This is a genomic window from Patescibacteria group bacterium (assembly GCA_040387855.1).
Taxonomy (GTDB): Bacteria; Patescibacteriota; Minisyncoccia; order Phycocordibacterales; family JAKAEA01; genus JAZKCY01.
The window spans coordinates 330154-353237 of the sequence record JAZKCY010000001.1; the positions used below are offsets into that span (position 1 = coordinate 330154).

Below are 23084 nucleotides of genomic sequence, written 5' to 3' on the forward strand. Positions count from 1 at the left end.
TTTGTGTATCAAGTAAATTAGATAACTCGTCGGCCCTGGATAAGTCGAACTGCGAAGACAATAACGGCAGCTACAAGAAGAAGGTGGACTAATCCGCCAACTGTTGGAAATCCGATAAAGCCTACAAGCCAAAGTACCAAAAGGATAATTGCAATTGTAGATAGCATAAGCGAATGTGATTATTTCAATAACTACCGACCTTTACTCAACTGTAGACGAAGCTCTGCTGCAGCTCTTACATTTGCTGAGCCTGCTCTAAGCAATAGCCGCGCTTTGAGCTTTTTTCACAAATGATAAAATTACACTTATATATATGAATATGAAGTCATTATCATTACTGCAGCCATTGGCAATAGTAGATATAGAAACAACCGGGGCGAGTCCTTCTCATGACAGGATAATTGAAATTGCGATTATCAGATTTGAAGAGGGCAAAGAAATAGAGCGCTTTTCTACACTTGTTGATCCGGAGTGTTCTATTCCTTCCGGAATATTTTCTTTGACAGGTATTACAACCGATCATGTAAAAGATGCTCCCACTTTCTATGACATATCTAAAGATGTAGAAAGGTTATTAAAAGGAGCTATATTTATTGCTCACAATGTGCGGTTTGATTATTCTTTTGTAAAACAAGAGTTGTCACGCCTCAATATTTCTTTTTCAGCTCGACAATTGTGTACAGTGAGACTTTCAAAATATTTGTATCCTGAATTTCAGAGACACGATCTTTCTACTATTATTTCTCGCTTTAATTTTGTTTGTGAAGATCGCCATAGAGCTTTAGGTGATGCTCAGGTATTAGTAGATCTCTTGTATTTAGCAGATACAGAGCATAAAGAAAAATTTACAGAAGCAGCAGAAAAGATAATTGGTAGATCAAGATTGCCTACATTTTTAAACGAGTCTGTTATTAAATCTCTTCCTGAAGGACCTGGGGTATATATCTTTTATGGGGAAGATGGTGAAAAATTATATATAGGTAAAAGTGTAAATATTCGACAGCGGGTAGTATCTCATTTTGGAGGTATGACAAAAAATACACTAAGATTTTTGGAAGAGGTGAGAGATATAGAAGCTCGGGAGACAGCCGGAGAGCTTAGTGCGCTTTTACTTGAATCACATTTAATAAAAACAGAACAACCACTTTACAATAAACTTTCTCGAAAAATGAAAAAGCTGTGCTGTGTGATAGAAGATTCACATAATGGATACAAATCTATTCGTATAGAACAGTATGATCAAGAAGAGCTTGAGCACTCTCATAAAATAATTGGCATTTTCAGAAGCATGATGCAAGCAAAGAAAATGCTTGATGCGTATGCAAAAGAACATTCATTGTGTCCGAGGTTGTCAGGACTTGAGAAGGGAACAGGGGCATGCTTTTATACCCAGCTAGGAAAATGTAAGGGCGCATGTGCAAGTAAAGAAGATACACTTGCCTATAATCTTAGATTTGATGAAGCTTTTTCAAGCAGAAGATTAAAGGCATGGCCATACAATGGTCCTATCACTATTACGGAAACAAAAGATAAAGATACGGGAATTACTCATATTATCAATGAATGGCGGCTCGTAGGCAGTATTCAGTACGATGAAGGCGGCCAGCGACAGTTTTTACCTCAGAATCATATATTCGATTATGATGCCTATAAAATCCTCGTTCAGCACCTAAAAACCTATAAACAAAGGGTTAAAATCATCACTCCATTTGAGATGAAGAATCTATTGACTTTATGATATAAAAGTGATATAATATACATATTAAGTTAAGTATATAAATACTATGACTACACACGTATATCACGCAAAACACAAGGATCATAAAGAGCTTGCCGCAAAGCTTCAGCTTGAAGTTGATTCAATTTTGACCACTGTCAAAAATAAAGGTGAATATTCTGAATTCCGAGAACGAGAAGTAATTGATATTCATGACATTAGTGATAAACCACTTATGACAGAATTAATTGATCATCGTATTCATGAAATTGCTACTCGGCATCAACGGCCAAGTAAAGTTTTGAAACAGACAGAACATGTTTTAAAACATACTGAAAAGGTTGGAAAGAATATTCATAAAGTAGTTAATTATCTTTTCAAACCGTTCGAACTCTAAAAGAAATCCACACAAATGAGTGATCATACGTGTGATATAGTAAAGCTATGCGACGAGCATAGCTTTATTATATGCATCTCTTTATCGAACTTAGTCTTCTCATAGTAATTGCTCTTATTATTGCTTCAGTAATGAAGGTGTTACGACAGCCACTTATTGTGGGCTATATACTCACAGGAATTCTCGTGGGGCCTTTTGCGTTAAACTTTTTTCACTCTACAGAAAGTATTCATATATTTTCAGAATTAAAGATTGCGATTCTTCTGTTTATTGTGGGGCTTAGCCTTAACCCTCTCATATTTAGAGAAGTAGGAAAAACAACATTGCTCACAGGGTTGGGCCAAGTCTTTTTTACCTCGGGAATTGGATATGCAATTATGCAGCTCATGGGATTTGATGCAATCACATCTCTTTATGTTGCATTAGCTATTTCATTTAGTAGTACTATTATTGTTTTAAAAATACTTACTGATAAGGGTGATTTAAATAAGCTGTACGGTAGAGTGTCTGTTGGATTTTTGTTGGTTCAAGATGTTGCGGCAATTATTGTACTACTTATCGTCTCTACAATTCCGCGAGTGACAGGAGAATCACTTTCTGCTGCCGTGGCACTGCTATTTCTAAAAGGTTTTGCAATAACTGCACTCATTTACATTATTGGTAAAAGAGTACTTCCTCGAATAAGTAAGTTTTTTGCTTCATCACAAGAGTTGTTGTTCTTGTTTTCGTTAGCGTGGGGATTGGGATTGGCATCACTCTTTTATTCGCTCGGGTTTTCGATAGAAGTGGGAGCGCTTATTGCAGGAGTGCTACTTTCAGTATCACCATTTTCATATGAAATTAGTTCACGAATAAAACCATTGCGTGACTTTTTTGTGTTGCTCTTTTTCATAATGTTTGGAACTCAAATTATGCTTACTGAGCTTCCGTCACTCATAGGACCAGCACTTGTTCTTTCAACGATAGTATTACTTGGAAACCCACTTATTATTTTCGTGATTATGAATGTGCTCGGATATAAACGGAAAACAAGCATTATGGCTGGTTTTACTGTTGCACAAGTAAGTGAGCTATCGTTAATTCTTATTTCTATTGGCTTTGCGAGTGGCCATGTTTCTGCATATATAGTTTCGCTTGTGACACTGGTATGTATTATCACAATTTGTGGATCAACATATCTTATGTTGTTTGCCGATACTATTTACCCACAAATACATAGATTGTTGGGAATCTTCGAATTGAGAAAGAAAAGAAGTGTACAGCAAATGACAAAAGAACAACATCCCGAAATAATTATCTTTGGGTATGACCGAGTAGGTAGTGATTTTGTGTATGCCGCTGAGCAATTAAAAAAGCAGTATATCGTTGTAGATTTCAATCCGCGATCTATTCAGAAACTTAAAGAAAATAACATTCCGTATGAATATGGTGATGCAGAAGATGTAGATTTTCTTCAAGATTTAGGACTTAATAATGCTGAGATGATTATCTCAACATTGCCCGATTTTAACGCCAATATGCTTTTAGTTCAGATGTATCGAAAAGATAACCAGAAGGGAATTATCATGGTGCTTTCGCATGATGTAGAACATGCAGAAGCTTTGTATAAAGCTGGAGCAACCTATGTGGTTATGCCTCACTACTTGGGTGCTCATTATGCATCATCTATGATTTCTCGTTTTGGATTTAATTCTTTTGAGTTTGAAGAAGAGCGAAATAAGCATCTTCAGCACCTCGCGCAGCGTCAATCTTAATCGTAGCTTCATTAGTTGCTCATCCTTGACTTATCCACAGATTTTCAGTCTGCTATTGACGAATTTTTTAATAGGAGTAAGCTAGTATCTGGCTTCGTACCAATCGGGTTCTCAGATTTCTTGTTTTTCTCGGAGGTATTGCATGACGGTTGTAGACAACATGGATGTTGGAGCGGCGCTTGCGCTCATGCGTGAAGAGTTGCCCGCGACGCTTTCTGGGGATGAAGTGAAGGCTGTGTGCGATGAGTGCACGGATCGGAGGTTGGCGGCACTTGCGCCCTCTACCGTTTCGACGGTCAACGTGACGTGCATGGACTTCCGGTTCTGCATCAAGTCACGTCATGCGTTGCGCACGATGTACGGGGTCGAAAAGCTCGTCGACCTCGTGACCTTCGCTGGTGGAGCCTACAGCTTCGCCGCGACATCAGGTGCGCCGTGGTGGCAGGTGCACAAGCACGTGTGGATCTGGTGCGTGAAGATGATGGTGCGCTTCGTGATGTGCATCAGCCTTCGGGTCGCCATCTACAAGCATGGCGTCGAGCGCATCGTGCTCTGCGGTCATGAGCAGTGTGGCCTGTGTTGCCTTCACGGGCATCATTTCGACACGATGGAGGATGACAGGGCGTTCCACCAGGATCGTCTCCGGGCCGCGGGTAAGTGGCTGCGGAAGAAGTTTCCCGAGGTAAAGGTTATCTGTTTGTGTTTCCTGTATATGGACGGTGAAGGAGACGTTCAGCTCAAGGAGTTCGAACAGATGTAGTTCCAATGGGGGTGCGATATCGCATTCCTTTTTTATTTGGGAAAAGCAGAAATAATATGATTGTATTGTAATTTAGCATTAAGAGGTATATAATTTTTTCTTGTGTCTTTACTTCGAGTTTAATGATTTCTTAATAATTTTATGAACGGAATAGTTGATCAATTAAAGAAGAACTGGATTTCAGCTCTCTCAGTGGCACTGGTATCAGTACCGCTTTCTCTTTCACTAAGTATTGCTTCAGGAGCGGGTCCTGTCGCCGGAGTCATTACTGCAATTTGGGCCGGGTTATTTGCCGGAATTTTCGGAGGAAGTAAATTCAACATTGTAGGCCCTGCAGGAGCACTCGCTGGGATTTTAGCTTCTATTGCTTTTGTGTATGGTGCTGCTGTACTACCTTTGATTGCTATTGTTTCTGGATTTATGATTTTGGTTGTTTGGTTTTTTAAATGGGACCGATATCTTATTTTCGTTCCATCTGCTGTGGTGCATGGTTTTACGCTCGGTGTTGCACTTACTATTGGTTTTGGTCAGCTCAATTTTGCATTGGGATTGAAAGATCTTCCAAAACATGAACATCTCATTTCAAATATATTAGAATCATTAAAACATATCGCATTCTCTCAAACATGGTCTGTGATTCCTTTTATAGTAGGTCTTGGACTAATGTTTACTATTCTTAAATACAAACCTCGTTGGCCTAATACTGTTATTGTTGCTGCTCTAGGTATTTTATTTGGATACCTTACAAGTATTGGAACAATTCCACTTACTATTGATACTCTGTTTACAAAATTTGGCGACCTTATCCTTCGACCGTTCAATATTCCGACATTGTCTCGAGATATGTTTAACCAAGTGATTTTCCAGTATTCTGCAGTTGTTGCATTCGTGGTAGTTCTTGAAACATTGATATCAGCAAAGATTGCAGATGGAATGACTAAGACAAAATTCAAGCAGCGAAAGGAAGTACTTGGAGTGGGACTTGCAAACATTGCTGCAGGTATCTTCGGAGGTATTCCAGCAAGTGGAGTATTTGCTCGAACAGCCATCAATGTAAAAAGTGGAGCAACATCAAACTGGTCTCAAATTATTAATGCTGTTTTTGTTGCTATTCTAGCTATGGTATTGCTCCCAGGATTTAAGTTTATTCCTTTATCTGTAATTGCTGCAATTCTTGTATATGCATCTATAAGAATGGTTGCAACACATCATTTTAAGAAGCTCTATAAATTTGATCGATCAGCATTTTGGATTTCTATGGCAGTAGCTATAATTACTGTTGTTTATGATGCTACAGCAGGTATTCTTGTCGGAACCCTCCTAGCATTGCTTGTATTTGCTCGAAAGCTATCGAGTGCTCAATGTAATGTAACTATTAATGAAGAAGATGGTCAGACAGATGCTACTGAAGTTCTTAATGAAAATGTGAAAGGAAAGGAAGTCGTGTATAGATTTGCTGGAGAACTCACATATATCAATGCTAAGAGCCACATAGAACGATTACAGAGAATTAGTTCAGATAGTGCTATAGTTCTCAACTTTAGAAATTTATTTTATATAGACGTAGATGGAATCGAAGCCCTAGATGAAATTATTGAAGATTTAGACCGAAGAAATCAGTCGGTATTTGTGACGGGAGTAAACGAAAATATCATGAAGTTTGTAAAAGATCATGAATGGTTTAAAAAGCTTGTACATGAAAATAGAGTGCTTACAACAACGGATGCTGCAATTGCTCAATCAAAAACTATTTCTCTAAAGAATCTATAACAAAAAAGCCCTGAATAGTCAGGGCTTTTTGCTATTCGAGAATTGCGTGAGCTATACCTAGTTCTACAGCATCGGAAGGTGTGAGTACTGTATTGTTTGCCATAAGTTCTAAAACTTTTTGCACGGTAAGCTTTCCATTTGATTGATCAGCTATTACTGAAGCGTATTGAAAATCTTTAAGTTTATCTTCTTTAACAATAGATTCCATTTCTGGAGTAGTCATTCGTTTTGGCATATCAAAAGTTCGTCCGGCAAGATGGAGAAGGAGAGTTGTGTTTGGAGTTATGAATCTGTTTTTACCTGTGAGAAAAATAATAATTCCACTTGAATCAACATCTCCTGATCCAATGGTGTTGAGAACTGGCTTGTACACACTTCTCATACTGTCATAAAAACTCATGCCGATACCAGTTGGACCGCCATGGGATGTAACCACAAGATTAATTGGCTCAGTAGGATTGTCGATAACGAGATTTTGAATTCGTTCGATCATGTCAGCAAGTATTCCACCACTTACACCACCAATCCACTGTATAGTTCGTGCAGGAAGATATGGTAAAACTAATTTTTCTTCAGAACTAACTTGATAACTAATCTTTTGACTTGTGGCCATGTGTAAAATATTCTAACTGCTAACGTACTAAAGATCTTAGTAGTTATATTTTACCTTTGCCATCTTTGCTATACAAATTAATAATACACAGGGCCCTCTATTTGAGGGCCCTGTGTAAAGATATTATCGATTTATCGCTCTTCTATACCAAATTCGTCTTCCAACAGTCTTTTGTCTAATTCTTCATCTTCATTCCTTGTTTTTGTATTTCCGTGTGATGCTTTATTTGAATTGTTTTGTTCTGAAATTTTTTGTCGGTTCTGGAGATTATTTTCACGAGCATTATTTTGTTGTGCCATCTTCTATGAACTAAATAACCAATAATATTTTGTATCACCGACTGTGATGTAATAAAAGACGCATATCTATCGTATATACTTACCACTGATTGTTTCAGACTATGTATAAAAAGTATTGTCAATAAAATAAAAAAAGCGCTCAAAGCTTGGAAGCCTGAGCGCTGGGTTTGTACAAAAAGGACGAAACGAAAGTTACTCGACGACGATCACCTGTCCGGGTGGTGGTGCACGGGATTGAAGTCGCTGGGATCGGACCACCGGTTGGGACGATTGTTCTGGCCTTGTCCCTGACCTTGGCCTTGACCCTGCTGGTTGTTGACATTGACACCGACGTTGTTGTTCACGCCGACGCCTTGATGATTGCGGTTGGTGGCCACAGCGTGGTTGTTGTTGTTCACCACAGGCCCTCCCACACGTACTTGGGGGGCTGAGTTGGCGTTGCCACCGGTTGCTCGAGAGCTACCGCCAGCACCACCTTGACCTCCCGTGCCACCATCTCCACCGTTTCCACCAGCACCGCCGGTACCCGATCCACCGGAACCACCGTTGCCAGTGCCACCAGTTGCATTGCCACCGTTGACCTTGGTGACGTTGTTGTATCGGGCGGGATCCTCGACGGCTTTGCCGAGGACATAGGCTGTACCCGTTACAGCTCCTGGCAGGACATTTGCCCCGACTCCTCGATCTGTGGACACGGCGGTTGCCGTGATCACCATCGGAGGAGCCAGGAGGCGATCTGCCGGCTGTGTTGTCGCGACAGCTGGCTGATGGACCGTGGATCGCACGACGCTTTGGTGCGACTCCATGATGATCCCGTTTTGGCCCCATGGGTTGGTGAACTCGGCGACGGTAACCTCCTTGACGGAGCCGTCGGCCATGATCATGGGGTCCGACTTGTACACCTTCAGCTTCGCGCAGCCGCTCGCGAGCGCAATGCTCGCGAGCAGCGCATACAGCACGATTTTGCTGTTCATGTGACCTCCTTGGGTCTTGGGTTAAGGGTCTGTTACTTCACGTTTTCGATGACGCGAACTTTGCCTGGGACGTTGATCCATCCACTGCCTGGTGGCTGATTGGGATCCCGGTACATTGTGTGCTCCGGAAACTCGAAGATCTCACCGCGGGTGCTACGGCCAAGGTATTGGCCATGTGCGTCTACGATGGGAACTAGTTCACGGAGATTGTATCGCGAATCAAACATCGCCACTCCCAGCAAGTTCACAGGATGGTCACCGGATTCGTGAAGCCGGTTCCTGTAGAACACTCGTTGCCCACGTGGCTCGATGTGGACCACATCGCTGACGAACTTGCTCTCGTCTACGTCGATGCTCTTTCCATCGGGAGCTGTGGTCACCGGAGCAATCCTGCGGGGTTCCCCAATAAAAACGGCCCCCGATCCCGTGGATCGGGTGGAGGCCATGGCGGGCGGCGGGGTCACCGTCCTGGTTGGGTTGGTGGTCGCTGCGACGCTCGGCTCGGCCGACGGCACCGTGGTGCCGTCGGCCGGAGCCGGGGTTGTGGGAACGGGGGAAACAGAAGCTCCGGGACCCGTGGGACCCGAAGTCGGAGGTGCTACTTCGAACATCTCCTTTGGCGCGTTGCCGAAGGTCATGACCGACGCCTCGAAGGGCGTGAGCTGCGAACCGTTCTTGAAGGTCAGCGCAACCCACTTCTTGCTGGACCGGCGCTGGAAGTCGTCGACCACCTTGTCGGTGAGCGTGACAACCATGGCCGAACCGCCGTAAGGGATCGTAAGACCCCGAACATGCGGCTCGGCACGCAGGACGATGTGAGCACCGTCAGGCAAGCCTGAGATACTCGCGACGGCCGGGACATGATCCGGGTGAAGGTTCGACATGCGAACTTCCTTCAACTGGTTCTTGTCGATGAGCGTCGGCCTTCCTGCCTCGGTCTCGCGGAACAGGATCTGCCACTGATCGTAGGGCAGGCCTTCGTGGTACACGACCGGCATCTCGCTCGGCTTGGGCGGCGGCGCCACCGCGAGGAGCGGGGGCGTCTTGGCCTTGGGCTTCGGCTTGTCCTCACCACGATCGGGCGTACCGGTCGGGGTGGGTGAGCCTGGCGGGACCGAACCTGGTCCGGTAGCCGGCCGGCTTGTGGGCCGGCCGCTCTTGATGCGAGGCGCCGTGGGGTCGGGATCGGAGGGCGTGCCACCGATCTTGTCCTTCACGAGCTTCACATCATCCGCGACCTTGTCGACTCGGGAGCCAAGCGCGCCGACCTTGTCGTCGACCTTCTTGTCTCCAGCATCCACGTACTCCTTATGAGTCATTGGATTGCCTGGCTTCGTACCCTCCATCTCGATCTCCGAGCGGAGCTTGAGGTACTCCTTCCACTCGGAGGGCTGAGTCGGCACGGGTGCGGCGGGGACCACGTTCACCGGCGGCGTATCGTTGGAGGGCGCCTTCTTGGCGTTCCACCAGTCGATGCCCGCAGTGATCAGCATGTAGAGGATGACGGCCAGGAGCACCGCACCGATGATGATGAACCACCTCAGGTTGCGCTGCCACCAGGTCTGGAGTTCGACCGGGTCCGACGAGGCCGGGCCGCCGACGATCGTGTCGTCGGGTCGCGGCGGGGTAGCGGCGGGGTCGGCGTACTGCCAGGCCTGCACCTTGTAGGTCACCTCGGGGTCCTCCTTGCTCAGGAGCTTGTTGACCTTGTCGGTGAACTTGGTGCCGGTGATCTGCCTGTTCGGCAGTGGCGGGGTGGGGCGGTCGCTGGCCTGGCCGGTACGGGTGACGATGTAGTAGTCGGCATCGGGAACGGGTTCCCAGCTGACCTTCACAACGTTCCCGTGCTGCGTGGCTTCGACGAGCTCCGGGGTAACGAGATTCGTGGGCATTGCATGCTCCTTCTAAGAGGGGGTGCGGTTGCGTGTTCGTGTTCCACAGCTATGCCAACAAGGCACAGCCGTAACTTTCTATTCTGTTGTCAAACCTCTTTTCTCCCTGCCACAATGGCCGGGAAATAAAAAAGAGGCTTCAATAGCCTGTGCATAATTATGCACTTTTTTATGAATTTGTCAAGCGACTTTCGTTGAGCTCTACTATAAGGACGTATAACACGCCAAATACTTATATACAGCAGAGTCTGTTATATGGCTAATATTAATAGTATTTAAGATGCTTACTCGTAAGCTTGAGTAGACTTTATCGTCTCTAGATAGGTAAGGTATATGATAGTTAGAATTTACTCATAAAAAACCTTTATACGTTATGGATCAAACAACTGGTTATTTTACAAATTTGGGTGATGTAACTGCTGCGTCTCTTCAGACTGCATGGTTTAATCTATTGCAGCATCTCCCAAAGATTATTGGAGCACTACTCATCCTCATTATTGGATGGATTGTAGCAAGCGTTATTGGTGGACTTGTAAAAAGAGTTGTTCGCGCAACTGGCTTGGATGAAGTTGTTGAAAGATCACAACTTAATCAAAAGCTTCGAGTGAGTGGTAAGTATAAATTGTTGTCTGGAATGATCGGTGAATTTGTGAAGTGGTTTATCATAATTGTTGTACTTATTGCTGCAGCAAATACCTTAAACCTCCCACAAGTAACTGAGTTCTTTAACGCAATTGCACTCTATATTCCTCGAGCAATTGTTGCAGTGATCATACTTGTCGTTGGATTACTCCTTGGTGAATTTGTTGCCAACCTTGTTCGTGGAGGACTTGAAGCATCAAAACTTCCAGTGCGTCACAAGCAAACCCTCGGTTCAGTTGCAAAGTACGCTATCATTGTATTTTCAATCATGGCTGCTCTTGTTCAACTCAACATTGTGCCTGAACTCATTCAGATTCTTTTTGGTGGATTTGTGTTAGCACTTGCTCTTGCCTTTGGTCTTGGAGGTAGAGAAGAGGCTGCACGATTTTTGGCTAGTTTCCGACAAGAACGTTAAGACATCTCACTCAGTATAAAGATGAACCTCGCAGAAATGTGGGGTTTAATCTTTGTATATAATGCTGAGTCTGTCCATAGACTAATCTTCCAAAAAATGGTACTGTATTATTCCTGTTCATATGTCTAAAAAATTAAACATAGCTCATATAGCTTCAGAAGTGGAGCCATTTTCAAAGAGTGGTGGCCTGGCCAATGTGCTCAGTTCGCTTCCAAAAGCTCATAAAGAATTGGGGTATGACGTAATTGTAATCACTCCGCTTTTTGAACACATCATTGATCCAAAAACTTTGGAACTTATTGGTGCTGCAGAAACAATTGAATTGAGTGAAGGTATATACGAGAAGGTAAGTTTCTACCGAGGCTATATAGATAATCTTGTTCCTGTATATTTCATTCAAAATCAAAAATACCTTAGTGATCTTAAAATATTGTATGGAGCAGAAAATGATAATGCGCGATTTATGTTGTTTAACGTTGCCGCATTGCATCTCATAAAAAAACTGGAATTTAAAGCAGACATTATTCAATGTCATGATTGGCATTCGGGTCTCGTTCCATATTTTCTCAAGGGTAGATATAAAAAAGATGAATTTTGGAAAGATACATCAACACTTTTTACGATTCACAATCTAACCTATCAGCTGGGACACAACTGGTGGGATATCCCTTCAGAAGAAAGAGATGACGGCCGATCATCATTACCAAAATTTGATGATCCAGCACTTGAAAAAGTAAACTTTGCAAAACGCGCAATTATATATGCAGATGCAATTAACGCTGTTTCTGAAACATATAGAGAAGAAATCATGACCAAGGACTTTGGTCAGGAATTAAATCGCGTACTCAAAAATCGAGAAAAGCGCGTGTTTGGAATTGTAAACGGGATTGATTACAACGAGTTTAATCCACTTACCGATCCAGGACTCATTCAGCACTATAGTGATAAGTCTGTACAAAGAAAACGTACAAATAAAAAATGGCTTCAAAAATTCTATAAGCTTACCGTCAATCCAGATATTCCACTTATCTGCATGACATCTCGAATTACAGAACAAAAAGGTTTTAAGCTTTTGATGAACATCATAAAGCTAATACTCAGATTTGAAGTCCAGATTATTATTATGGGAGATGGAGATAAGGAGATGGTGAGTTATTTTGAGAAGGTTCAAAAAGAATTCCCAAAGCAATTAGTTATAGTTCCATTCGATCACGAAAAAGAAACACTGTATTATGCTGCTTCAGATATCTTTCTACTACCTTCTCGATTTGAACCATGTGGAATCAATCAAATGATTGCACTTCGCTATGGATGTATTCCTGTGGTTCACCATATTGGGGGACTTGCAGATACTATTGTCGATTATGATCCACTTAAAAAGAGTGGAAACGGATTTACTTTCAAACGCTATAGCGCAGTCAATTTGCTTGTCGCCATTGTACGAGCTCTTGAGACTTTCAAGCACAAGCGAGCATGGAAAGAATTAACAATATCTAGTCTACGAGAAGCTAATTCATGGCTGCTTCCTGCATTTAAGTATATTGATTTGTATGAAACTACAATCAAGCTCAAACGTCGTTCAGATAGAGAGGATAAACAAAAATAATATATGCTAACCTGGATTAATTTTCTTCATATTTACCAGCCTCCAACACAGTCAAAAGAGATTGTGGATTTAGTAGTGCGAGAAAGTTATGAAACTATTGTGAGGGTTCTTAATTCATATCCCAAATTAAAGATTACACTTAATATCTCAGGATCTCTTATTGAGTTGCTTGAAAAAAATGGCCATCAAAACTTGCTTGCTGATTTTAAAAAACTAGCAGAAGAAAAAAGAATAGAACTTGTAGGCAGTGCGATGTACCATCCGCTTTTAGCTCTATTGCCAGAGTCTGAAATTGTGCGCCAGATTGAATTGCATAATGAAATATCAAAGAGATACTTTGGTGATGCCTATAATCCGAAAGGATTTTTCATTCCAGAAATGGCTTACAGTAAAAAAGTCGCAGATATTGTAGAAAAAATGGGATTTACATGGCTCATCTTGGATGGGATGCATGCTGCAAGCGTAACTCCAAACCCTGAAGTGCATTACACAATTGAAGGAACCAATCTCTCTGTGGTTTTTCGTGATCGAGAATTTTCAAAAACATTTCCACCTGAGTTTATTGTGGAGAACAAAGATAAGATACAGCATTCTGCTATCGTTATTGCTCATGATGGTGAATTGTATGGGCATTGGCACAAAGATGATCGTGGATACTATCAAAAAGCATTTCAGGAATCTGATATTCAGTTTAAGACAATATCAGACTACATTTCAGGATTACAAATCTCAGATACTATTAAAGTTCAGGAGGGAAGCTGGGAATCACTGCCTGCTGAAATATCTGCAAATGTTCCGTACGCATTATGGAACAATCCAAGCAATATGATTCATTCTATGATGTGGTCATTTGCTCGCTTTGTTTTAACAACAATAGAACATCATTCGCAGGATCAAAATTATATATCATCACGGCATCTGCTAGATCAAGGATTGGCAAGTTGTGCTTGGTGGTGGGCTACAAGTGAAAAACTTGTTGCAACATCTCCTATTTGTTGGAACCCAACGGAAATAGAAAAAGGAGCTGCACTCATGCTTCTTGCATTGCGATCATTGCGTCATGCAGATGATGAAAAAATTATTGCTGAAAAAAGCTTTGGTGAATTGCGAACTCTTATTTGGATTACCCATTGGCAATATGAAAAGAATAATAAAATACTGTAAATAAAATCGACGTTATACGTCGTAGAAACAGTAGAGAATTAACGCGGTAATTATCAGACACAATGGAAAAGAAAGAAATGAAAATATCGGTAATTTCTACAACATACAATAGAAAAGATCTACTAAAACAAACTATCGAGAGTGTGCAAAAGTCGATTGTGGCTCCTTTAGATTCTGTTGAATTTGAGCATATTATATACGACGATGCCTCAACTGATGGAACTGAGGAATTATTTAAAGATAATCCTTGGAAAAACGTAAAATATATTCGAGGAGAAGAAAACAAAGGACCTTCATATGGCCGCAATAGAGCAATAGAGGCATGTACAGGGGACTATATTTTTCTCATTGATAGTGATGACATAATCCTTCAGCGAACGCTTCATAATTTTGCTATCTGTGCATTAGAACATCCTCAGACACAATGGTTTGTATCTTCATTTTTGCATGTTGATAATGATCTCAAGTACATCGTTGGAGATGATTACTACACATGGAATTTTAAGGATACTCATGAAATGCTTACTGCTATTTTTAAAGGAGAACACTTTATACAAAGCAGTGTGTTCTTTACTAAAGATATATTCTTTAAAGCAGGTATGTTTGATGAGAATTTGTCGATGGGAGAAGATTTAGACTTCTTTATTAGAGTTCTACTATTGGACGAAATGCCAAAGTTTGAAGCATTTATATCACATCTACACCGGTTCCATACTTCAAATCTTTCAGATGGCATAACAAAGGAAAAGCATTTGAAACAAATTGATTTCTTCCGAGAAAAATATTCTGCTGAGCTTGCAAAGGCACAAATAAAAGTTTAAAACAGATACATCATATGGAGAAAAAAGTACCTTGGTATAAAAATTCTGTAGTCTATCAAATTTATCCTTGGAGTTTTAAGGACTCAAACGGTGATGGTATTGGAGATATCCAAGGAATTATTGAAAAACTCGACTATCTTAATGACGGTACTGAAAAATCTCTTGGAGTAGGAGCAATTTGGCTTTCGCCAATTTATAAATCACCCATGAAAGATTATGGGTATGATATTTCTGACTTCTACGCCATTGATTCTCGTTTTGGAACAATGGAAGATTTCTATGATATGACTGTCGAAGCTCATCGACGTGGTATTAGAGTTATTATGGACTTTGTAACAAGTCATACATCGTCGGAACATCCATGGTTTACAGAATCCAGATCTTCAAAAAATAATCCCAAACGCGATTGGTATGTATGGCGCAATCCAAAACCTGATGGTTCACCTCCAAACAATTGGATAAGTGTTTTCGGTGGTCCTGCATGGACGTATGATGAATTTACAGGACAGTATTATCTCCATCACTTTTTGAAAGATCAACCTGATCTCAATTGGCGAAATCCTGAAGTGCGAGAAGAAATGAAACGAATTTTGGATTTTTGGATGCATCGAGGGGTAGATGGCTTCCGTGTGGATGCAATCAGTCACTTCATCGAAGATGCCGAATTTAGAGACAATCCATTAAATGAATCTTATCGAGAAGGAAAAGATCATCCGTATTCAAAGTATCTTCATAAATACAGTAAGGATCAACCAGAGCTTAAAGAAGTAGTAGAACTTTTGTGTGACACGCTTGATAACCATGAAGAAAAATTTGTAGTGAGTGAAGCTCATCTTGGCGTGAAGGATCTTGTAAATGTGTACAAATATTCTCAAAAGAAAATTCATGCGCCATTCAATTTCAATCTCATCAACATGAGATGGAGTGCGCATGCATACAAAAAGTTTATTGATTCATTTGATGCATTGCTTGGTGAAGATGAAATTCCAACATATGTATTGGGCAATCACGATCAGCCACGATTAGCCTCACGTGTTGATTCTAAACGGGCACGAACACTTGCAATGCTTTTACTTACCGTGAAAGGCATGCCCTTTATTTACTATGGTGAAGAGCTTGGTCTTAAGAGTGTAAAAATTCCACAGCATAAATTGAAAGATGCGTTTTCAATTCAAACAAGTAAGAAGCATTCAAGTCGTGATCCTGAGCGAACCCCAATGCAATGGAATGAAGAAAAGTATGCTGGATTTTCATATGCCGAACCTTGGTTACCTCTTTCTCGAACATATAAAGAAAACAATGTAGAAAAACAACAAAAAGATTCAACTTCAATGTTTAGTCTCTACAGTAAACTTATACACTTTAGGAATAATTCTCAAGCATTAATCGAAGGCAGCTATAAGTCTTTGTCTACAGTATCAAAGAAAGTTTATGCATACATACGTGAATATAAAGATGAAAAGATATTGACAATACTTAACTTTTCGAAAGATTCTGTAACTGAATCATTTGATTTCTCAAAAGCTGAAATTATTTGTTCAACGTATATGGATACAAAGAAAAAGCAAAAGTTAGATGGGGAAGGACTCACCTTACGTCCATACGAAGGATACATCATAAAGATTTCGTAATTATGATTGAGGAAAAAATTACTTTCGCTTAAACATTTTATCAAGTTCGTTCATGCTCACTTCAATATGAGTAGGACGGCCGTGTGGACAGGTGTATCCGGCTGGGCATGCCAATAATTTCTCAAGTAATCTTTTGCGCTCGTCAGGTGCAAGGGGATCTCCTGCTTTTACTGCAGTTCGACACGCCATAAATGCTAATGTCCTTTCTGTTGTTCTATCAAGCTTTGATCCTGAATTTCTCCCTTCACGCATATCATTAATAAATTCAGAGATTAGTTCTTTATAATTTCTATCTTTAAATACGTCAGGAACTGCACAAAGCTTAAATGTATTTACACCAAACAAACTAATATCAAAACCAAGCTTTTGGAGTGTCTCAGCATGCTCATCTAAAATTATAGAATCAGAAGCTGGAAGGTTTATAAGTAGTGATTCAGGTAATTCAAACACAGCTCCCGTTGCATGTGAATTTCTAAATGCTTCTTTAAACTGCTCAAATAAAATACGTTCGTGCGCTGCATGTTGATCTACAAGTAAAATGCCATCAGCTGTTGGCGCTACTAAATATAAATTGTGAAGCTGAGAAATCTCCTGCATATTTTCAGGCTTTAGATTCCATGGAGTTACCATATCTTTAAGCATGTCGGCAGTAGATCCATCCATGCCTCGTTCTTTCATAAAATCACTACTTATTTTTTTATAGGTTATATTATTATTTTTGAGTGTAGTTACAACAGCTTCTTCGCACAATTCTAAGATATTCTTTGGATAGGCAAAAGCAACTTCTTCTTTTCGAGGATGAACATTTACATCAACACTTTCATAGGGAAGCTCAAGAGATACTACAAACACCGCATGGGTTCGTGGCTCAATGAGGGATCCAAAACTTTCTGTCACTGTGCGTGAGATAGGAAGGTGAGTAATACTTCTATTATTTACAAATAGATATTGGTGAGCTCGTGAAGATCCTGCAAGTTGGGGTTTACCAATGAAGCCATTTAGTCTTCCATACTGAGATTCATGAGTAATTGGCATCATCTGCATTCCAATATCATCACCTAATAATGCATGAATCCGTTCTTGTAGATTTTGTTCTTTTGGAACATTTACAATAACGTTCCCATCGTGCTCAAGGATGAAGCCAACTCGAGGAAATGATAAAGCGATTGTGGTAATAGCATCTACTATGTGACGTAGCTCGGTACGGCTATCTTTCACAAATTTTTTTCGTGCTGGAATTGTTGAGAATAAATCTTTAATTTCTATTTCAGTTCCTACTGGGATTCCAGCAGAGCTAAGTGTTGGCTCTTGAAAGGGAATTAGCTCAACCATGTATCCATGCTCAGCATCTGTTTTTCTGCTTTTTATAGTCATGTGAGACACAGCAGCAATACTTGAAAGTGCTTCACCTCGAAAACCAAATGATTGAATAGTATCCAAATCTTTTTCAGTAGTTATTTTACTAGTTGTATGAGGCAGAAAACATATTTCCAAATCTTCTTTGCTCATGCCTTTGCCATCATCTTTTACAACAATCTTTTTTAATCCGCCTTGTTCTAAGATTATTTGAATATATGTTGCACCTGCATCAAGAGAATTTTCAACTAGTTCTTTAATAGCGGATGCAGGACGATCAACTACTTCACCAGCAGCAATCTTTGAAACAATATGATGGGGAAGGTGATTGATAGTTTTCATGAAGTAGAATCATTATAATATAACAAAAGTTGCTATATAAAATTTAAGTTAGCTTTTTTATTACAATACTATCCTGATTTGTTTCATCAAATGTCTTCAAAAGTTCAGTAGCACGAGATGTAACATTTTGTGGAATCCCCGCAAGCTTTGCAACTGCAATAGCATAACTTCCATGCGCGCCTCCTCTTGTTAATCTATATAAAAATACCGGATTAGAATTTGATTCCTCAATTGCCATGTGATAGTTTTTTATCTTTTCAGGATAGTGAGATTCCAGTTGTTGGAGCTCGTGATAGTGTGTTGCAAAAAGAGTTTTTGCAGATTTATTATTCTGAGTTACCAAATATTCTGCAACAGCCCAGGCAATACTGATTCCGTCATAAGTGCTTGTACCTCTTCCAATTTCATCCATAATAATTAAGCTATCTTGAGTGGCATGATGAAGGATATATGCAGTCTCAACCATCTCCACCATAAATGTAGAAAGTCCTCGGCCGATACTATCTGCAGCACCAGAACGTACAAAGATACGATCAACTAATGAAATGGATGCACGCTTGGCTGGCACAAAACTCCCCATATGTGCCATAAGAGTAATGAGAGCAACTTGTCGCATGTACACACTCTTACCAGCCATATTTGGGCCTGTGAGCATTAGAAGCTGATGATCCTGATTATTTAAATTAGTATTGTTTGGAACAAAAGAAGTATCACGCAATTGTTCTACAACTGGATGTCGACCGTCTTCTATTTTTAGCTCACTAGGTGAATCAGGATTTCCTGAAGAGGTTATTTCAGGTTTTACGTAGCGCTCATGTTCTGCCGTTGTTGCAAAACTAATAATGCAATCAAGTTCGGCAACAGCATGAGCAACTTCTTGAATCCTTTTTGTATGACTTAAAATAAAATAGAGCATCTCCAAAAAGAGCGCGTATTCTTTTTTATTAATTAAATCTTCGCCATGAAGAACTTTGTCTTCATAAGTTTGAAGTTCGTGGGTGATATATCGCTCGGCATTTACGGTAGTCTGCTTTCTTATATAATCTGAGGGTACTAAATGCGTATTTGATTTACTGATTTCTATGTAATAACCAAACACACTGTTAAATCTAACTTTAAGTGAACCAATACCAGATCGCTCACGCTCGCGTTGCTCAAGATTTGCAATCCATACTTGGCTATCACGAATGCTGTCGCGGAGGGCATCAAGTTCTGGATTCACTCCCGATTTCATAAGTCCACCTTCACGAGATTCAATTGGGGGTTCAGGCACCAGCCGTTCATCAATATAATTAGCAACATGAATAATCTCTGGAATTGTTTTTAATTTATCTTGTATAAATGAAGAAGGGGAACTTATAGAATTTAATAACTCATAAACTTGTGACGCAGAAAAAAGTGTTGATTTTAAGTTTATTAAATCATGTGGAGTACCAATGCCAACAGAAAGGCGTGAGACTATTCGTTCAATGTCATACATTCGTGCAAGTTCGAGACGCACTTTTTCTCGAAGTGATCGTTCATGCAATACACATTCAACAGCGTTGAGACGAGCTTCTATGTGTTTTTTATTTCGTAAAGGCTCACGAATCCATCGGCGAAGGAGACGTCCTCCCATTGCTGTTCGGGTTTCATCAATGCAGTGTACGAAAGAGCCAATCTCTTCGTTGTCTCTAATAGTTGAAAAAAGTTCAAGATTAGAAATAGTAGAAGCATCGAGAACAACATGCTCATCAGGAGAGTATGTTTTAAGTGTATTAATATGCCCAATATTATCTTTTTGAGTGTGTGAGAGATATCCAAGTAATGCTCCTGCCACACGTACTGCCATTGGTTTATCATGCAAGCCAAAGCTTCTCAGTGTCTTAATTGAAAAATGCTTTTTTAATTTTGTTTCAGCTTGTTCTGCATGAGTATCCCATTCAGGGAAATGATAGACATTACTATTTTTTGTAGAAGTTAAGAGGCCAAGTAACTCTGCATCATTGTAAAGTTCAGAATTTAAAATACACTCTGATGGCATAAATCGCGCGAGCTCATTATTCAAGATATGAGTAAAATTTTCAGAGTAGGGGATTTCAGTTACTTGAAAATCTCCTGTAGATACATCTGCTACGGCAAATGCTATTGTTGATTCATTCTTAGTAATGCTCATCGTGTAGTTGTGTTCTTTTGCACGCAATGTTTTTTCATCCAAGATTGACCCAGGAGTAACAATTCTTACAACATCTCTTTGTACTATACCTTTCAAACTTGGATCACTCACTTGTTCACAGATTGCAACCTTGTGTCCCATTTTTACGAGCTTGGCGATGTAACCATCAGCAGCATGAAAGGGAACACCTGCCATAGGAATATCTCCATCTTTTCCCCGAGGTCGTCGGGTAAGTACTATTTCCAAAGCTTTTGCTCCAACAATTGCATCATCTAAAAATAATTCATAAAAATCGCCAAGTCTAAAAAACAGCAAGCAATCTGGATATTGCTGTTTAATATTCATGTACTGTTGCATCATGGGAGTAGAGAACTCACGCATATGTTCATAGTATACATGAAATTATGATCAAGATTGCTGCCATTGCTAAAAGGAGTAATCTGTCCTATAGTACTGATCAGGAGGAGTTGCGGTGGACTGCAGCTCTAAGTCCTAATGACAGTGGACAATGTGTGGAGTGTCACTCATGGCACGCACGTATATCGAGAGTCTCGAGAATCGAAGCCATCTTTCTGGTACCTTTGAGGTGTCGGGCCTGGGTACAACGTACGTGGGCAGGATCAAGATCGAGGTTGAGATCGGTACGGTGACGATCACGGGGACCAAAGGCCCCGACGTGATCGACGCCAAGGTCGTGAGCGGTAAGAACGCAAGCACGCTCGAGGTCAACGGCAAGAAGGTCACTGTTCCTGCCCGCTTCCACTCCTTCATCATGAAGGGGATGCTCGGCAAGGACGACATGACGCTCAACACCCGGGGGTTCCTTCGGAACGAGACGTTGACGTTGATCTACGGCGACGACCCCGACAACTACGAGGTGGGGAGTGCCGACACGATCCGTGGCTACTTCGACGGCGAAGGCCTCATCGAGGCTGGCGCAGGTGACGACTTCGTTACTGGCATCGGCCAGCCTGCTACCGGCTTCGGTCGCGTCGTAAACTTCAACGGTGGCTCGGGCAACGACGTCATTCTCGGTACGTCCGGGGACGACATCCTTACCGGTGGCACTGGCAAGAACAAGATCTATGGCCTGGGTGGCAACGACATCCTGGTCAGCGAAGGTGGCTTCGACGAGTTGTGGGGAGGGGCCGGCGACGACCAGCTCTTCACAACTGCGAACTACCTCACCACGGGCCCGACCGTTAGTGGGCTCTTCCGTGGAGGTCCTGGGATCGATCTTGTCGTGGTCTACGATGTGATCGATCCGTCGATCCTCGACTATCTCGACACTCGTACCGTGGAGGACATCTACTTCACGTTTGGCTAATAACAAGGTCAATAGAACATTAATGTACATCAACACAGCATATCCTCATGAGGGGAGATGCTGTTTTTTATTGTCTATAGTAACTATTTATACTACACCATATGCTTGACTTTTAATCTAATATATGCTATTATACACAACGAATGACCCCGCGTGTGCGGAGGTCTATGTTCCCAGAGATTTGGCAAGTTTGCCATTCTCAGTCTGATTTCACTCTCGGAGACTCGAAATGTCCAACATCCTCAGCCTCATCGTCGCTTCCGTCAAGAAGGCCCTCACCCCCGCCAACAACCCGATCGCACAGGCCATCCGGCCCGTCGTGATCGAGAAGATGGAAGGGCGGACCCTCTTCGCGGTCGCGCCGGCCCCGATCGAGATGCCGTCGATCAGCGTCGACCTGTTCAACGGGTCGATCAACGTCAACGGCACCAGCAAGTCCGACACCGTCAAGGTGTTCGGGCGAGTGGTCACCAAGACCGTCAACACCGACATGGGACTCGTCTCGTTCCCGGTGCTGAAGGCCGACTTCGTCGTCAACGGCATGTTGTTCTCCTACACGGGGGCCAACAGCAGCGAGTGGTTCACCGTGAACACCGGCGCCGGCAACGACGTGGTGGAGGTGAGCATCGTGACCGGAGGTGCCTTCGGGTACTACGCCGGGTTGATCAACACGGGCGCCGGTCTCGACAAGGTCCTCCTCAACCAGGCGGACCAGAGCGTGACCGTCGACACCGGCAACGACGCCGACTACGTGAAGGAGCTCGACGACCCCAACAAGGCCCGTCACAACATCCTTCTCGGCAGCGGCAACGACGTCGCGGTGGTCGTGGACGACTACGTCGACGCCGGCAGCGGTGACGACAAGGTCTACGCGGCCCACAGCATCTTCGCCAACCCGAAGGACAACTTCGGTTCCGTGATCTACGCCGGCGACGGCAACGACACGGTCTACGGCGGTACCGGCGATGACTTCATCTCCGGTGGCCGCGGCAAGGACACGATGTTCGCCGGGCTCGGGAACGACACGTTCCTGTACAACGCGTACGAGGTGAAGGACCCGGACAACGCCAACGGCGGCGCCGGTACCGACTCGGCCGTGCAGTACATCGACATCTCGCGTGGCGAGACGTTGGTGAAGTACCCCGGCATCTTCTCGAGCGTCGAGATCAAGACGTCGTACAAGTTCGACGGCAACAGCAAGGGCTGAACAAGCCCCGGCTAGAACGACAACGGACATACCAAGTACCTTAAACTAGTGCGAGTCACACGGCTCACAAGCACGACGGCGATCTCTATGAGGTCGCCGTTTACATTTTTGGATGATTTTGAATATAAATTACTTGCCATAAATCATATTATATGGTATTTTCTTTTTAGAAAGGCGCCACGTTGTGTGGCGCTTCGTCCGATAGGAAAGATTAAGGTAGTACTGCGGTAGTACCTCAATCT

19 protein-coding genes are annotated in these 23084 nt (G+C 42.2%); 12 read left to right on the forward strand and 7 right to left on the reverse strand.

Features of this window, described 5'->3' with window-relative positions; all coding sequences use genetic code 11:
• Positions 1-17: 17 nt before the first annotated feature.
• Entirely contained in the window at positions 18-167 is a 150-nt protein-coding gene (locus tag V4519_01840; GenBank protein ID MES2436726.1) for a lmo0937 family membrane protein, read from the reverse strand.
• 152 nt (positions 168-319) lie between these two features.
• On the opposite strand from V4519_01840, the gene V4519_01845 reads away from it, so the two are divergent.
• From V4519_01845 to V4519_01865, 5 genes are all read left to right on the forward strand, one after another.
• Positions 320-1738: an exonuclease domain-containing protein gene (locus V4519_01845; protein ID MES2436727.1), complete on the forward strand. Its 1419-nt coding sequence runs from the start codon at positions 320-322 to the stop codon at positions 1736-1738.
• Between the two features lie 46 nt (positions 1739-1784).
• The gene (locus V4519_01850) at positions 1785-2114 is read left to right on the forward strand and encodes a hypothetical protein (GenBank protein MES2436728.1); all 330 of its coding nucleotides are present in this window, start codon (positions 1785-1787) and stop codon (positions 2112-2114) included.
• Positions 2115-2185: 71 nt separating this feature from the next.
• Positions 2186-3868, forward strand: a complete 1683-nt coding sequence (locus tag V4519_01855) for a cation:proton antiporter (protein ID MES2436729.1) — start codon at positions 2186-2188, stop codon at positions 3866-3868.
• Between the two features lie 142 nt (positions 3869-4010).
• Positions 4011-4628 (forward strand): hypothetical protein, encoded by a 618-nt coding sequence (locus V4519_01860; GenBank protein MES2436730.1) that lies wholly within the window; start codon positions 4011-4013, stop codon positions 4626-4628.
• A gap of 141 nt (positions 4629-4769) precedes the next feature.
• The gene (locus V4519_01865) at positions 4770-6398 is read left to right on the forward strand and encodes a SulP family inorganic anion transporter (GenBank protein ID MES2436731.1); all 1629 of its coding nucleotides are present in this window, start codon (positions 4770-4772) and stop codon (positions 6396-6398) included.
• Between the two features lie 31 nt (positions 6399-6429).
• Here the strand turns inward: V4519_01865 and V4519_01870 are convergent, their stop codons facing one another.
• From V4519_01870 to V4519_01885, 4 genes are all read right to left on the reverse strand, one after another.
• Entirely contained in the window at positions 6430-7011 is a 582-nt protein-coding gene (locus V4519_01870) for an ATP-dependent Clp protease proteolytic subunit (protein MES2436732.1), read from the reverse strand.
• 131 nt (positions 7012-7142) lie between these two features.
• Positions 7143-7310 (reverse strand): hypothetical protein, encoded by a 168-nt coding sequence (locus tag V4519_01875; GenBank protein ID MES2436733.1) that lies wholly within the window; start codon positions 7308-7310, stop codon positions 7143-7145.
• Positions 7311-7516: 206 nt separating this feature from the next.
• Entirely contained in the window at positions 7517-8284 is a 768-nt protein-coding gene (locus V4519_01880) for a hypothetical protein (GenBank protein ID MES2436734.1), read from the reverse strand.
• 32 nt (positions 8285-8316) lie between these two features.
• Positions 8317-10176 carry a hypothetical protein gene (locus tag V4519_01885; protein ID MES2436735.1) on the reverse strand — a complete coding sequence of 620 codons (1860 nt, stop codon included), beginning with the start codon at positions 10174-10176 and terminating at the stop codon, positions 8317-8319.
• A gap of 373 nt (positions 10177-10549) precedes the next feature.
• On the opposite strand from V4519_01885, the gene V4519_01890 reads away from it, so the two are divergent.
• The 5 genes from V4519_01890 (at position 10550) to V4519_01910 (ending at position 16455) form a co-directional block, all read left to right on the forward strand.
• Positions 10550-11233, forward strand: a complete 684-nt coding sequence (locus V4519_01890) for a hypothetical protein (GenBank protein MES2436736.1) — start codon at positions 10550-10552, stop codon at positions 11231-11233.
• Positions 11234-11354: 121 nt separating this feature from the next.
• Positions 11355-12839: a glycogen/starch synthase gene (locus tag V4519_01895; GenBank protein MES2436737.1), complete on the forward strand. Its 1485-nt coding sequence runs from the start codon at positions 11355-11357 to the stop codon at positions 12837-12839.
• 3 nt (positions 12840-12842) lie between these two features.
• Complete coding sequence (locus V4519_01900) at positions 12843-14003, forward strand: hypothetical protein (GenBank protein MES2436738.1); 1161 nt, start codon at positions 12843-12845, stop codon at positions 14001-14003.
• A gap of 62 nt (positions 14004-14065) precedes the next feature.
• Positions 14066-14824, forward strand: a complete 759-nt coding sequence (locus tag V4519_01905; protein ID MES2436739.1) for a glycosyltransferase — start codon at positions 14066-14068, stop codon at positions 14822-14824.
• Between the two features lie 14 nt (positions 14825-14838).
• On the forward strand, positions 14839-16455 hold the full coding sequence (locus V4519_01910; GenBank protein ID MES2436740.1) for an alpha-amylase family glycosyl hydrolase: 1617 nt from the start codon (positions 14839-14841) through the stop codon (positions 16453-16455).
• Positions 16456-16473: 18 nt separating this feature from the next.
• Here V4519_01910 and mutL read toward each other — a convergent pair whose 3' ends face one another.
• Together mutL and mutS are read right to left on the reverse strand one after the other, a co-directional pair.
• Positions 16474-18153 carry a DNA mismatch repair endonuclease MutL gene (mutL, locus tag V4519_01915; GenBank protein MES2436741.1) on the reverse strand — a complete coding sequence of 560 codons (1680 nt, stop codon included), beginning with the start codon at positions 18151-18153 and terminating at the stop codon, positions 16474-16476.
• 43 nt (positions 18154-18196) lie between these two features.
• On the reverse strand, positions 18197-20689 hold the full coding sequence (gene mutS, locus V4519_01920; GenBank protein ID MES2436742.1) for a DNA mismatch repair protein MutS: 2493 nt from the start codon (positions 20687-20689) through the stop codon (positions 18197-18199).
• A gap of 145 nt (positions 20690-20834) precedes the next feature.
• On the opposite strand from mutS, the gene V4519_01925 reads away from it, so the two are divergent.
• On the forward strand, positions 20835-21635 hold the full coding sequence (locus tag V4519_01925) for a calcium-binding protein (GenBank protein ID MES2436743.1): 801 nt from the start codon (positions 20835-20837) through the stop codon (positions 21633-21635).
• A 229-nt stretch (positions 21636-21864) separates the two neighbouring features.
• A complete protein-coding gene (locus tag V4519_01930) occupies positions 21865-22842 on the forward strand; it encodes a hypothetical protein (GenBank protein ID MES2436744.1) in 978 nt (325 codons plus the stop codon).
• The last annotated feature ends 242 nt before the right edge of the window (positions 22843-23084 follow it).